This window comes from Flavobacterium sp. W21_SRS_FM6 (assembly GCF_052119645.1).
Taxonomy (GTDB): Bacteria; Pseudomonadota; Gammaproteobacteria; order Enterobacterales; family Alteromonadaceae; genus Paraglaciecola.
Window position 1 is genome coordinate 1 of record NZ_JBGQOM010000022.1, and the last position, 12,585, is coordinate 12,585.

14 protein-coding genes, 1 tRNA gene and 1 pseudogene are annotated in these 12,585 nt (G+C 42.1%); 9 read left to right on the forward strand and 7 right to left on the reverse strand.

What is annotated here, in order from left to right; all coding sequences use genetic code 11:
- Positions 1–2 precede the first annotated feature (2 nt).
- Together ACEN2L_RS20480 and orn are read right to left on the reverse strand one after the other, a co-directional pair.
- Positions 3–77: transfer RNA gene (locus ACEN2L_RS20480), tRNA-Gly, on the reverse strand.
- Positions 78–273: 196 nt separating this feature from the next.
- Positions 274–819, reverse strand: a complete 546-nt coding sequence (gene orn, locus ACEN2L_RS20485; protein ID WP_441745936.1) for an oligoribonuclease — start codon at positions 817–819, stop codon at positions 274–276.
- Between the two features lie 112 nt (positions 820–931).
- Here orn and rsgA point away from each other — a divergent pair, with 112 nt between their 5' ends.
- The 4 genes from rsgA (at position 932) to ACEN2L_RS20505 (ending at position 4,535) form a co-directional block, all read left to right on the forward strand.
- Positions 932–1,966 carry a small ribosomal subunit biogenesis GTPase RsgA gene (rsgA, locus tag ACEN2L_RS20490; protein WP_306022687.1) on the forward strand — a complete coding sequence of 345 codons (1,035 nt, stop codon included), beginning with the start codon at positions 932–934 and terminating at the stop codon, positions 1,964–1,966.
- 159 nt (positions 1,967–2,125) lie between these two features.
- Complete coding sequence (gene asd / locus ACEN2L_RS20495; protein WP_441745937.1) at positions 2,126–2,950, forward strand: archaetidylserine decarboxylase; 825 nt, start codon at positions 2,126–2,128, stop codon at positions 2,948–2,950.
- Between the two features lie 3 nt (positions 2,951–2,953).
- On the forward strand, positions 2,954–3,823 hold the full coding sequence (locus ACEN2L_RS20500; protein ID WP_306022685.1) for a DMT family transporter: 870 nt from the start codon (positions 2,954–2,956) through the stop codon (positions 3,821–3,823).
- A gap of 4 nt (positions 3,824–3,827) precedes the next feature.
- A complete protein-coding gene (locus ACEN2L_RS20505) occupies positions 3,828–4,535 on the forward strand; it encodes a glycerophosphodiester phosphodiesterase (protein ID WP_441745938.1) in 708 nt (235 codons plus the stop codon).
- Here the strand turns inward: ACEN2L_RS20505 and ACEN2L_RS20510 are convergent.
- The 5 genes from ACEN2L_RS20510 to gpmI all read right to left on the reverse strand — a co-directional run bounded on the left by ACEN2L_RS20510 (position 4,519) and on the right by gpmI (position 9,598).
- Complete coding sequence (locus tag ACEN2L_RS20510) at positions 4,519–4,929, reverse strand: MerC domain-containing protein (RefSeq protein ID WP_306022683.1); 411 nt, start codon at positions 4,927–4,929, stop codon at positions 4,519–4,521. The two genes, ACEN2L_RS20505 and ACEN2L_RS20510, sit on opposite strands and share 17 nt — an antisense overlap.
- 108 nt (positions 4,930–5,037) lie before the next feature.
- Entirely contained in the window at positions 5,038–5,994 is a 957-nt protein-coding gene (locus ACEN2L_RS20515) for a DUF808 domain-containing protein (RefSeq protein WP_441745939.1), read from the reverse strand.
- Between the two features lie 13 nt (positions 5,995–6,007).
- Positions 6,008–6,787, reverse strand: a complete 780-nt coding sequence (locus ACEN2L_RS20520; RefSeq protein ID WP_441745940.1) for a divergent polysaccharide deacetylase family protein — start codon at positions 6,785–6,787, stop codon at positions 6,008–6,010.
- 116 nt (positions 6,788–6,903) lie between these two features.
- Positions 6,904–8,079 (reverse strand): murein hydrolase activator EnvC family protein, encoded by a 1,176-nt coding sequence (locus ACEN2L_RS20525; RefSeq protein WP_441745941.1) that lies wholly within the window; start codon positions 8,077–8,079, stop codon positions 6,904–6,906.
- Positions 8,063–9,598, reverse strand: a complete 1,536-nt coding sequence (gene gpmI / locus ACEN2L_RS20530; protein ID WP_441745942.1) for a 2,3-bisphosphoglycerate-independent phosphoglycerate mutase — start codon at positions 9,596–9,598, stop codon at positions 8,063–8,065. The genes ACEN2L_RS20525 and gpmI overlap by 17 nt, the downstream gene beginning before the upstream one ends.
- A gap of 211 nt (positions 9,599–9,809) precedes the next feature.
- Between gpmI and ACEN2L_RS20535 the strand changes: the two genes are divergently transcribed.
- From ACEN2L_RS20535 to ACEN2L_RS20555, 5 genes and pseudogenes are all read left to right on the forward strand, one after another.
- On the forward strand, positions 9,810–10,235 hold the full coding sequence (locus ACEN2L_RS20535) for a rhodanese-like domain-containing protein (RefSeq protein WP_441745943.1): 426 nt from the start codon (positions 9,810–9,812) through the stop codon (positions 10,233–10,235).
- A 13-nt stretch (positions 10,236–10,248) separates the two neighbouring features.
- On the forward strand, positions 10,249–10,506 hold the full coding sequence (grxC, locus tag ACEN2L_RS20540; RefSeq protein WP_306022677.1) for a glutaredoxin 3: 258 nt from the start codon (positions 10,249–10,251) through the stop codon (positions 10,504–10,506).
- A gap of 26 nt (positions 10,507–10,532) precedes the next feature.
- Positions 10,533–11,039 carry a protein-export chaperone SecB gene (secB, locus tag ACEN2L_RS20545; RefSeq protein WP_306022676.1) on the forward strand — a complete coding sequence of 169 codons (507 nt, stop codon included), beginning with the start codon at positions 10,533–10,535 and terminating at the stop codon, positions 11,037–11,039.
- A gap of 12 nt (positions 11,040–11,051) precedes the next feature.
- On the forward strand, positions 11,052–12,050 hold the full coding sequence (gene gpsA / locus ACEN2L_RS20550) for an NAD(P)H-dependent glycerol-3-phosphate dehydrogenase (RefSeq protein ID WP_441745944.1): 999 nt from the start codon (positions 11,052–11,054) through the stop codon (positions 12,048–12,050).
- A 388-nt stretch (positions 12,051–12,438) separates the two neighbouring features.
- Positions 12,439–12,585: pseudogene (locus ACEN2L_RS20555) on the forward strand (IS630 family transposase); the annotation flags it as partial.

Genomic DNA, 12,585 nt, shown 5'->3' on the forward strand with positions numbered 1-12,585 from the left:
TTTGGAGCGGGAAACGAGATTCGAACTCGCGACCCCAACCTTGGCAAGGTTGTGCTCTACCACTGAGCTATTCCCGCATAAGATGGCTTGTTTTGCTTTGGTGTGAGGCCTTGTCACCTCAACCGGACGCGCATTTTACAAAAATATTTTATTGATGCAAGCGCTAATTTTAAAATATTTACAAAACACGAACTTTTTTGAATTGAATGGGTAAATTTCCAACGAACTGGCCGAATCATGTTCAACCAGCCGTCAATAGGCTTGCTGAGTCCCTTAAATACTAAAAACGTGCTGACGGTAATAAACCATCTCGGCGATTGATTCGCGAATATCGTCTAAGGCTAGGTGCACCCCTTTTTTCTTAAACCCGGTCAACGTTTCGGGCTTCCAACGTCTCGCTAATTCTTTAACGGTACTGACATCGATATTGCGGTAATGAAAATACGCTTCGAGTTGTGGCATGTACTTCACCATAAAGCGACGGTCTTGACCGATAGTATTGCCACACATTGGTGACTGCCCCTTATCAACGTAATTTTGTAAAAATTCTATGGTCAATGCACTCGCTTGCTCAATATCAACCTTACTTTGCCGACATCGTGCGGTTAAACCTGACTTTCCATGAGTATCAACACACCATTGATCCATATTGTTTAACACGGAATCAGGTTGATAAATGGCTAAAACAGGGCCTTCTGCGAGTATGTTCAAATTTTTGTCTGTGACGATGGTGGCAATTTCGAGCACTACATCAGTTTCAGGGTGTAAGCCTGTCATCTCCATATCTACCCACACCAAGTTGTCATTATTTATTGTCATACGGGCTCCGAAACCAGATTTAAGCGAAAAAGGTAAAAACTATCGGTATGCAGATAGTAGTTCAAACGGTAACATGTAAGCAGAAATTGCGCCAAATAAAGTAAAGCGAATCGTGGCAAAAAAACCAAAACTTACTAATCAACAAAAACGTCAAGTCTCTAGCAATCGTGTGCGCAGAATGGCGACCACAAGACCAGCAAGTGAATTAGATGACAATCAGTTAGGAGAGCAACAAGCAGGCAAAGTGATTGGCCGCTTTGGTAAACATGCTGATGTTGAAGACAGCCAAGGTAAGGTGCATCGTTGTCACATGCGTCGTACAATAGTTAGTGTCGTGTGCGGAGACAATGTGCTGTTTAGACCGGGCAAAGATCTGACCCTAAATGTGGCTGGGGTTATTGAAGCTGTCGAAGATAGAAAAACAATCCTGACGCGCCCTGATTACTATGATGGGGTCAAGCCCGTTGCCGCCAATATCGATCAGATCATTATTGTCAGTTCAGTCATACCGAGCCTTTCTTTAAACATTATCGACCGCTACTTAGTCGCCTCTGAAGATGTAGGTATAACACCTGTTATTTTGCTCAATAAGGTCGAGCTACTGAGTGATTCAGAGCGACACGACGTTGAACAGCAACTCGATATCTACCGTAAAATTGGCTACCAAATCGTTTATACCAGTTGCCTTACGTTGACTGGTTTAGATGAACTCTCTCGCTGTTTAAAAGATAAAACCAGCGTATTTGTGGGCCAATCTGGTGTGGGTAAATCCAGCCTAATTAATGCTTTATTACCTGATGCTGATGAAGCGATTGGTGATATTTCAGATAATTCTGGTTTAGGCCAACACACTACAACCGCGGCGAAACTGTTGCGTTTTGAATTAGGCGGAGAATTAATAGACTCTCCAGGCGTGCGTGAATTTGCACTGTGGCATCTTCCAATTGAACGGTTGACCTATGGTTTTAAAGAATTCAGAGACTATCTTGGTGGTTGTAAGTTTAGAGATTGCAAACATGCAGATGATCCTGGATGCATCATTCGAAAAGCAGTTGAAAATGGCGAGATTAGCGCACAGCGCTTTGACAATTACCACAAAATACTGAGTAACATGGATGAACTTCGTCCGGCTCACATTAAAATTTAAGAGGTAGACCAGACTGTGATAAACAATACTAGCATATAGCCTAATTGACTTAGTGACTGTGCGAAAAATTGTCTTATTAGGGTACAATCCGAATCGGATAAATTTATATTTTAAGGTGTTACTTTGTTCGATTCGTTAAAAATTGCTCTGCAGTACATAATGCCCAAGCATTTACTCTCTCGATTGGTTGGTTACTTAGCAGCAGCTCAAGCAGGCGCGATCACGACTGGTTTAATTAAGCTTTTTATTAAACAGTACAATGTGAATATGTCAGAAGCCCTGCACTCAGACCCAGAGCATTATCGTTGTTTCAACGACTTCTTCACCCGTGAATTAAAACCTGATGCTCGATCAATTTGTGAGGGCGAGCAAAACCTAGCAATGCCGGTAGACGGTGCTGTAAGCCAACTTGGCGACATCAAACATGACAGTATTTTTCAAGCTAAGGGCCATGACTACAGTTTAACGACTTTATTAGGCGGTAAACCCGATATTGCAGCTCCCTTTAAAGATGGGAAATTTGCTACGGTATATTTGTCGCCTAAGGATTACCATCGCATTCATATGCCGTTAGATGGCACCTTAACCGACATGATCTATGTACCAGGTGAGCTCTTCTCAGTTAGCCCTTTGACAGCGCAAAGAGTGCCAGGACTATTCGCACGGAATGAACGTGTAGTCGCTATTTTCGACACTGAGATTGGCAAGTTTGCTATGGTCTTAGTGGGCGCAACTATCGTAGCAAGTATAGAAACCGTGTGGGCTGGTACAGTGAGCCCTCCTGCCGGTAAAAACGTTCAGCATTGGCAGTATCCGCTTGAAGGTGAACATGCAGTTCATTTGAAAAAGGGTGAGGAAATGGGGCGCTTTAAACTCGGGTCAACTATTGTGGCTTGCTTTGAAGCAGATTCAATCGAATTTTCAGACTTAGCTGAAGGTGATCCAACACGTCTTGGTGAATTGTTCGCAACGATATCGAAGTAAGTCGTGGATCCCGTTAAAAAGAGCCTGTGGTCGTTACACATCACAGTGGTACTGCTTGGCGCCACAGCGCTATTTTCAAAAATAATTCCTCTATCTTCCGTTGATATCACATTTGGACGGGCGGTTATCGCCTGTTTAATGTTGTTTTGTATTGTAAAACTGAGCGGCGGTAAAATCCGTTTAAACAGTGGAAAAGACTACCTTGTTGCCATAGCACTAGGGGTATTAATGGCGTCCCATTGGGTCAGTTATTTTGCGGCTATGCAGTATTCGTCTGTCTCGGTAGGAATGATAGCCCTCTTTACTTTCCCTGTCATAACGGTGTTACTCGAGCCCTTTTTTGAGGGCATTCGATTAGTGTGGCAGGACTTATTGAGTGCCGCTGTGGTATTTTTTGGCATTTATCTCATTGTTCCTGAAATAAGTATGGATAATGACATCACCCTTGGTATTGTTGTAGGTGTTGGTTCAGCATTTTTGTACGCTATACGTAACCTAATGATGCGTAAGTATTTTTCGCATTATTCTGGCGCCCATTCAATGGCGTATCAGACCTTAATTATTGTATTGTGTTTGAGCTTTTTTGTGAGCCCTAATATCGTAGCAGCTAGCCAGCAAACCTATATTTGGCTTGCAGTGCTTGGCACACTTTTAACCGCTCTCCCTCACACTTTGATCGCTACCAGTTTGAAACATTTGCGAGCCAAAACCTTTTCTTTGGTTGCCTGCATGCAGCCTCTGTATGGCGTTATTCTCGCTATTCTTATCTTGGATGAGCAACCGACATGGCAAACATTTGTCGGCGGCCTACTGGTTATTTCAGCGGCTATATACGAAACTATTAACGCTCAGAAACTCCACAATAAGTCCTAATACTATGCAAATTTTTGCACATCGCGGTGCTAGTGCGGAAGCACCAGAAAACACCTTGTTAGCCATTGCAAAAGCACTTGAGTATCAAGTAGATGGCATTGAAATTGATGTTCATCAAATTGGTCAAGAGTTGGTGGTTATCCATGATAGATGGGTGCAAAGAACGACCAATGGAAAGGGCCTCGTCGCTAACTTAGACTTCAAGCAATTGCGCTCTTTCGATGCGGGCTTAGGTCAGCAAGTGCCTACCTTATGGGAAGTAATGGTATTGGTTGCTGGGCAATGTAATTTAAATATTGAGATAAAGGGCCTACAAGATACCTCCATTCTGTTTTCTATTATGGCAAAAGCCGAACAAGAACTTGGTTTTACTACTGAGCAATTTATTGTGTCTTCGTTCGATCATCATTTGCTTAGTCAGATAAAAACGCTCAAGCCAGAAACTAAAATTGGCGCTTTAACGGCCAGTAAACCGATAAAATATGCAGAATTTGCAGCCGAGCTAGGCGCATTTTCAGTCAATGCCGACATGGCGTTTTTAGATGAGGCGTTTGTGCTAGATGCTCACCGACGGGGCTTGAAAGTATTTGTTTACACAATAGACGAACCAGAAGATTTAGCGCAGCTATATCGTTGGAAAGTAGATGGAGTGTTTTGCAATAAGCCCTGGGCGGCTAAAAACTATATTTGGTCTATTAGCTCTCAGAAGTAGAACAACTTGATTCACAACTGCGGCAGCTTCTACACAGTTTAATATTGGCCACGTGAGCACCAACAATTAGCATTGCTCCAACAGCAATTGTAAAGGGCTCATAGGCATCTCCAAACATACCTTTGTTCCAATAAATTAAGCCACCAAGTACGAGACTATACAAAGGATAAAGCTGGCGATGGTAACGATAGAAACCTGACAACAATGCCCAAAACCCAACTATCATAGAAATTGATAAGATGGTTCTTTCAAACCAATTTTGAGCAAAAAAACTGGCGCTAACCAAAGGTATAAGCGGAATAAGAATCGGCAATGACAAACAATGCACAGCACAAAGGCTAGATGCCCATATGCCTAGTTTGTCTAATAGCGTTTTATCGGTATTAATTTGCATGAACTTTCGCCTCACCTAAGTAGAACGTTATAATATAACATTACTTGGCAAAATCAAGGCTTACCGCAAAAAATAGCCTTGAGAGAAAGCAACAAGTCAAAAGCCTGGCTAAGCAGCCTTATCGTTTTTGTGACTTATGTTTGAATAGAGCCTTTGACCTAGCGTTACCACTATCAAAACGATGATGCCCGCGAGGATCCCAATCACTCCTTCACTGGCAATAGGAACGACGCTTGATAATATATTTATGTTGGCCACACTCTCTTTGATTGGCTCTAAAAGATGATGTAAATAATCGATACTATGCACCAAAATACCGCCGCCCACTAAAAACATGGCCGCAGTACCGATATAAGATAGCGCCTTCATTAGAAGGGGGGCAACGATGAGTAAACCTCTACCCAACCAGCGTTGCAGTGCACTAAAAGAGCTTGTGATTGAGCGTCTCAGCAAAAAAAGGCCTAAGTCGTCTAACTTAACAATACCAGCAACAATACCGTACACCCCTACGGTTATTGCGATAGCGAGTAATGATAAAACACTCAGTTGGGTTACGAACGAGGCCTCTTGTACTGTACCCAATACTATTACCACTATTTCTGCAGAGAGGATAAAGTCGGTACGAATCGCGCCTTTTATTTTGTCTTTTTCTAATTCAACTAAGTCAACCGTCGGGTCTGCAATGGCTTCTAACTTTTTAGCATGTTCCACATCTCTCTCATGTTTATCGTGACTAAGGTAGTGATAAATTTTCTCAACTCCTTCAAAACAAAGGTACAAACCACCGGCAACCAGTAACACTGTTATCAGCCAAGGAACAAAGGCACTTATTAATAATGCGGAGGGAACCAAGATGAGTTTATTTAAAAAAGAGCCTTTTGCCACGGCCCATACTACTGGCAACTCGCGATCAGCTTTTACGCCTGAAACTTGTTCAGCATTTAAGGCTAAATCATCACCTAACACTCCTGCCGTTTTACTTGCAGCGGTTTTTGACAATACAGCGACATCATCTAGTAGAGTGGCAATATCATCGATGAGGGCAAGTAAATTTGCTGCTGGCATAGTTATTCCTTATTTATTGTGTCGCGACAAAGTCGTCCGAGTTAACTGTTTCGCTTTTTGCGACATAACGTTGCTCAATAATCATGTCACTTAATTTGACCAACTTAATACCTTGAGATTCGATAGTTGGCAATTGTTCTTTTAAAAATTGTAGGGTTTGTGGATAAGGATGGGCTATACCCACGGCTTGGCCATGTTTTTTTGCTAGGCTTATCAAACGGTTAAATTGTTTTTGGATATTTGGTAAGTCCGCGACGTGATCCAAGAACACATCTCTTTTGGTGGCTAACACACCATAGTCATGGGCGATCTTCTCGGCTCGGCTAAAATGCGTGGTACGGCTATCAACAAAATATAAACCGTGTTTAAACAAAAAAGACATGGTTTCTTTCATGGGGGCTTCAAGTTGTGTCAGTCGACTCCCCATATGATTGTTAAGCCCAGTCGCAAATGGCACCGATGCCAGTGCATTTGTTAAGGTTGAGCTAATTTGTTCATCTGTCATTCCTGCCACTAGCGAGGCTTCTTCTTGTTTGATACCCGCTAATGACTCCATCGGCATATGGATAATCACTTCTCGACGCTGATTTAAAGCACGTTCAGAAAAAAAACCAGAGAGCGGCTTATTAGGCAAAATGGCAAAGGTCACATTAAGTGGCAAGTCAAACGCAGCCGCCTCGTGTTTGTTGTTGCCTATATCATCAATGATCAAGGCAATGCTTGCCGCCTTCGACACAGGAAGAATATAAAAAACGAGCAGTGAAATAATAAAAAGGGTTTTATAGATTTGCATCTTCTATTGTTTTTAATCCAGAGCTTGTCAGTGGGTACTGTGACTTTTTTACTAACGGGAGGCAACGTAAAATTTTAATAGACTTACTAAAATGAAACCAATAGCGGAATAAGCTCTTATAACTTCAACCAAGTCGTAGGATTAACAGGCTGTCCTTTGTGCCTGATCTCGAAATACAGGTTTGGGTAACTTTGGCCACCACTTTGACCGAGCAATGCGATAGTTTCACCTGCATCAACAATATCACCAGCTTGTTTTAATAAGGCCTGATTATGCCCGTAAAGACTCATATAGCCATCCCCATGATCTAAAACAGTGACCAAACCAAAGCCACGTAGCCAATCTGCATAAAGCACCTTACCTTGATGAACAGCAATTACCGCACTGCCTACTTCGCCTTTGATAATAATGCCTTTCCACTTAATTTGGCCTTGTCTGATTCGACCAAACATTCTCATCAATTCACCTTTGGCCGGTGTAAGCAACTTACCCTTCGCCTTACCTAGGCCAGCAAAAGTCTGCTTTTGTTTTTCTGCTTCTCTTTGCGCTTTTGCTAAAGCATCTTGCAAGCTTTTCTCGTTTTGTTGCAGTATTTCAATCTTCGCCTCGTCAGATTCGATAGCACTTCGAATACTCGCTAAGGTTGCTTCTCTTGTGGCTTTTCCCTCAGTGAGTTCTATTTGTTGCGCGTTTTGGTCAACTTGCAAACTGCGCAATTCTGCTTGTTTTTGCTCTAATTGAAGGTTTACTGATTCGAGTTCAGATACAAGTAGCCTAAACTCGTCTATTTTGGTTTTTCTTTCGGTGTTTAAATATTGATAATAGGTAATCGTTCTTTCAAAATTGGCTGCATCCCGTTGATTTAACAACATTTTGGCGAAATCGTAGTTACCTGTCATGTAAGCGCTTTTTATCAACTTAGCTAAACCCTTTTGTTGTTGTTGAATTTGGGTTTGCACTGTCTCACGTTTTTCAGCAAGGGAACTACGTTGATTATTATTGTCTACTAATGCAGCTTGTGTCTTTTTTAAGGCTTTCACTGTGTTAGCAATGTTCACTTCTGAGCGTTCTAATTGTATTTGAAGCTTTTTCGCCTCTTGGAGCTGTTTAGCGACTTGTTCTTTTTTTGCTTTTATTTGCTCTTGAATCGCTTGAAGATCTTGCTGTTGTTGTGCCCAGGAAATTGAGCTACCTAAAAAGCATGTCAGCAGTAAGAAGGCACCTAATAAAGGTGTCTTCCTGAACTGATTATTGATGGATGGCATAGAGGTATGGCTAGTCCAAGGTGACAATCGGTTTTCCCGTCATTTCCTTTGGCTGCTCCATTCCCATTAAGTGCAACATCGTAGGCGCTACGTCACTTAACGTACCTCCGCTACGCGCAGTGGTATGACGCTGCCCTACATGAATAAAAGGCACTAATTCACTGGTATGAGCCGTATGAGCCTGACCAGTTGATTCGTCTTGCATTTGTTCTGCATTGCCATGATCAGCCGTAATTAGACAATCACCATCATTACGTTCAATTGCACCCACTACTCGACCAACACAGGCATCAACGGCTTCACAAGCCTTAACGGCGGCATCAAAATTACCCGTATGTCCGACCATATCACCGTTGGGATAGTTACAAATCACCACATCATACTTGCCTGAATCAATAGCCTCGACCAGCTTGTCGGTGAGTTCTGCTGAATTCATTTCTGGCTGCAGGTCATAAGTCGCAACCTTAGGAGAGGGGATCAGGATACGCTCTTCACCATCATATAATTCTTCTCTGCCACCACTATAAAAAAACGTAACATGGGCATATTTTTCAGTCTCGGAGATCCGTAATTGAGTTTTATTGTGTTGAGCTAACCAATCCCCCATTACATTGACTAAAGGAACAGGCGGATAAGCACTCGGCGCGTCTATACTATCGGCATATTGCGTTAACATCACAAATGCACTTAGTTTGATATGATCTGATTTAGCAAACTCTTTAAAGTCTGGCTCAACAAAAGGACGGGTAATTTCTCGAGCACGGTCGGCCCTGAAATTCATAAAAAATAATGCATCGCCATCTTTTAGTGGCACAGATTCACCAATGACTGTGGCTTGCATAAATTCGTCATTTTGTTCTCTTGCATAAGACGCTTCAAGCCCTTCTATAGCCGAATCCACTTGATGAAGTCCTTGGCCAAGCGCAATAACCTTATAAGCGGCTTCAACTCTATCCCAACGCTCATCACGATCCATCGCATAATAACGACCCACTAAGCTAGCGGTTTTACCGACGCCCAGCTTTTCAAATAGCTTATCCATGGCAAGTAGTGATGCTTTAGCGCTTCTTGGTGGCGTGTCGCGACCGTCTAGAAAAGCGTGTAAATAGAGCTTCTTGGCACCGCGTTTTACCGCCATTTCCAAAATTGCAACAATATGATCTTCATGGCTATGCACACCACCAGGAGACAGCAGCCCCATAACATGTACCGCTTTGTCTTGTTCGATCGCTTTATCCATATTTTCGACCAGCACTGGATTAGTAAAAAAATCCCCATCGCTAATCGCTTTAGTGATGCGTGTGAAATCCTGGTAAACAACTCGTCCAGCACCTAAATTGACATGGCCTACTTCTGAGTTGCCCATTTGACCGGGGGGTAAACCGACGTCCAGACCAGAACCTGAGATTAATGTATGGGCATACTTGCTCTTTAGTCCATCTAATACCGGTGTATTGGCATGTGCAATTGCGTTGCTCGTCTTATCTTCGCGGTATCCCCAACCATCTAGGATGATTAATGCTGTCGTTTTCTTACCTTGACTCATATTGTAAATCCCCAAAATTTAACCCGATAAGTAATATTAACCTGTTGCAGGTTGCAACGTCACGACCAAATACAATTAAAAACCAAATGCTTAACCATAACTTATTCTACTATGTTGAATTGAGGCTGACTGAGGGCTGGTTTCCCACGACAAAATCTATATACTTTGCACTCTTTTTTTCCATGTAAATCTTCTATAAGGCTAAGCTGTTATGGATCAAGTAATTGAATTTGCAACCAATCATTACATATTGTCGGCTGTATTTGCCGGACTTGTAATAGCGTTAATTTATTCTTTTTTTGCTAGTGCATTATCACCACTAAAGGAAATTACAACTCATGAAGCTACTTTGTTAATAAATAAGCAAGATGCCGTTGTACTCGACGTTAGACCTGTAGCGGAGTTTAAAAAAGGTCATATTTTGGGTTCTAAGCAAGTAAAAAGCGAATTGTTAACTAAAGGCGACTTTACCAGCCTTGAAAAACACAAAGGGACACCCATTATTGTTGTATGCAATATGGGAATGACAGCGAAACGTACTGCTTCTCAAATGTTAAAAGCTGGCTTTGAAAATGTGACTGTTTTAAAAGGTGGCATAAGTGCTTGGCAAGGCGCCAACTTACCAACAGCTAAATAATAAAGGTATTTTTGTGAGCAAAGTTGAAATTTATACGAAGGGGCATTGCCCGTATTGTCATCGCGCAAAAGCGCTTCTGACACAAAAAGGTGTTGAATTTAGTGAGTTCAAAATAGATCAGCAACCTGAGTTGAGACCCACAATGATTGAAAGAGCAAACGGTGGAACGACCGTCCCTCAGATTTTTATTAACAATCAACATATTGGCGGTTGTGACGACATGTTTGCCTTAGAGTCACAGAATAAACTTGACGGTTTACTCGCTAACTAATTATTTTTTATCAAAGGAATCGCCCCATGGCTGACGAAAACAACATTAACGAAACTGCAGCTCAAAACGCAAATTCAGCACCACAATTTTCTATTCAACGCATTTATACTAAAGACATCTCTTTTGAAACACCTAATTCACCAGACATTTTCAAAAAAGAATGGAAGCCTGAAGTTCAATTAGATTTAGACACCCGTAGCAATAAGATCGATGAAGACTTATATGAAGTCGTCTTAGCTGTAACAGTGACAGCGAAAATCGGTGAAGAAACCGCTTTTTTGTGTGAAGTTCAACAAGCTGGGATCTTTACTATTGGCGAAATGCCAGAAGCGAATAAAGCCCATATGATGGGTTCATTCTGTCCAAATACTTTGTTTCCTTATGCCCGTGAAACCATTTCTAATCTTGTAAATCGCGGTACCTTCCCAGCACTAAACTTAGCACCTGTTAATTTTGACGCCATCTTTGCGGCATACATGCAGAAGCGTGCTCAGCAGTCACAAGAAGCTCAGCCAACTAAGTTAGATGCGTAGAACAATTTAAACATGAAACAATCCGTTTCGGTATTAGGGGCAGGCTCTTATGGCACTGCCCTTGCTTTTTGCCTAGCCCGTAATGGTATCGAAACCTATTTATGGGGTAGAGATTCCAAGCAAATGGAAGCTATGGCAAGTGCTCGATGTAATGCGCGTTATTTGCCTGATGCTAAATTTCCTGACGCTTTACACATCGTTACAGATCTTAGCGAAGCCGTGAACCTTAGTACCGATTTGCTGGTTGTTACACCTAGCCATGCTTTTTCTGAATTGTTACGCCAAATCAAACCCCTCTTGAATATGCAACACCGTCTTATTTGGGCGACTAAAGGTTTAGAGCCTGAAACTGGTCGTCTGTTGCAAGATGTTGCCTTAGATATATTGGGAGATAAGATCCCTCTTGCAGCATTGTCTGGGCCTACCTTTGCTAAAGAAATGGTAGCCGGTTTACCCACTGCGATCTCTTTATCGTCTACCGATGATCAACTCGCCCAAGATTTTGCCAATAAGTTACATTGCGCTAAAACTTTTCGTGTTTATCGTAACAACGATTTTATTGGAATTCAGTTAGGTGGTGCAGTAAAAAATGTCATTGCCATTGGAGCCGGTTTAGCTGACGGTCTCGGATTTGGCTCTAACGCCCGTACTGCTTTGATTACCCGAGGCTTGGCTGAATTAACACGATTAGGCATAAAACTAGGGGCACAACCACAAACCTTTATGGGTATGGCAGGCCTAGGTGATTTAGTGTTAACTTGCACCGATAACCAATCTCGCAACCGTCGTTTCGGCTTAGCTTTAGGCAGAGGTTTAAGTATTGATCAAGCTATGGAAGAAATAGGACAAGTTGTTGAGGGCTATCAGAATACCAAAGAAGTTAAAATTTTATCTACAAGGGTAGGTGTAGAACTCCCTATTTGCGAACAAATTTATCAGGTGCTGTACAACGGTAAATCTCCTAAAGAAGCGGCCTTAGCTTTACTAGGAAGAGACCAGACTTTCGAATAACCTCCTTTACAACCTTGGTAAAGATATCTTGCCACGCCTTAACCCACCTCGTCTGAGTATGTGACTCAATATATCTATCATATAAATTCGTTATAGTTCCTTTGAATCATCATATCAAGTGCACTTAAAAGGGTCTTCTAAGGTGGCTACAGATGATCTAATGTATATACATTATTCGCTGTAGCACATGTTAAAGCGGATAAAAATAAAGCTGAGGTCGCCAGTATTTAGAACGTTAGCCAAAGAATGGTTACTGAGTAGGTTGCCATCGCTTTGGAAGGTTGTCGAGCACCTTTGAAAGTAAAAACCGCTGAGAAGCCCTCCCTATTGCTCTATCAGCAAAAGATGAGCAGCAAGCTGTAAAAAACTGCCAATTGAAATGATCAAGTTAAACCCAGGACATATTGCCCTGGATAAGGTTGATTTTTGGATTCAAGATGAAGCCGGAGTCGGCCAGTAAAATACGACAACCCGCTTATGGGCACAAAAAGGCAGTCGTCCTCGCGCGGTCAAACAGCAACAATTTGAGTACGCT

Excerpts from the sequence above, each read along its gene's own strand:
- orn (WP_441745936.1), bottom strand. The coding sequence starts at position 819 with ATGACAATAAATAATGACAACTTGGTGTGGGTAGATATGGAGATGACA.
- asd (WP_441745937.1), top strand. The coding sequence starts at position 2,126 with ATGCCCAAGCATTTACTCTCTCGATTGGTTGGTTACTTAGCAGCAGCT.
- ACEN2L_RS20505 (WP_441745938.1), top strand. The coding sequence starts at position 3,828 with ATGCAAATTTTTGCACATCGCGGTGCTAGTGCGGAAGCACCAGAAAAC.
- ACEN2L_RS20510 (WP_306022683.1), bottom strand. The coding sequence starts at position 4,929 with ATGCAAATTAATACCGATAAAACGCTATTAGACAAACTAGGCATATGG.
- ACEN2L_RS20515 (WP_441745939.1), bottom strand. The coding sequence starts at position 5,994 with ATGCCAGCAGCAAATTTACTTGCCCTCATCGATGATATTGCCACTCTA.
- ACEN2L_RS20520 (WP_441745940.1), bottom strand. The coding sequence starts at position 6,787 with ATGCAAATCTATAAAACCCTTTTTATTATTTCACTGCTCGTTTTTTAT.
- gpmI (WP_441745942.1), bottom strand. The coding sequence starts at position 9,598 with ATGAGTCAAGGTAAGAAAACGACAGCATTAATCATCCTAGATGGTTGG.
- ACEN2L_RS20535 (WP_441745943.1), top strand. The coding sequence starts at position 9,810 with ATGGATCAAGTAATTGAATTTGCAACCAATCATTACATATTGTCGGCT.
- secB (WP_306022676.1), top strand. The coding sequence starts at position 10,533 with ATGGCTGACGAAAACAACATTAACGAAACTGCAGCTCAAAACGCAAAT.
- gpsA (WP_441745944.1), top strand. The coding sequence starts at position 11,052 with ATGAAACAATCCGTTTCGGTATTAGGGGCAGGCTCTTATGGCACTGCC.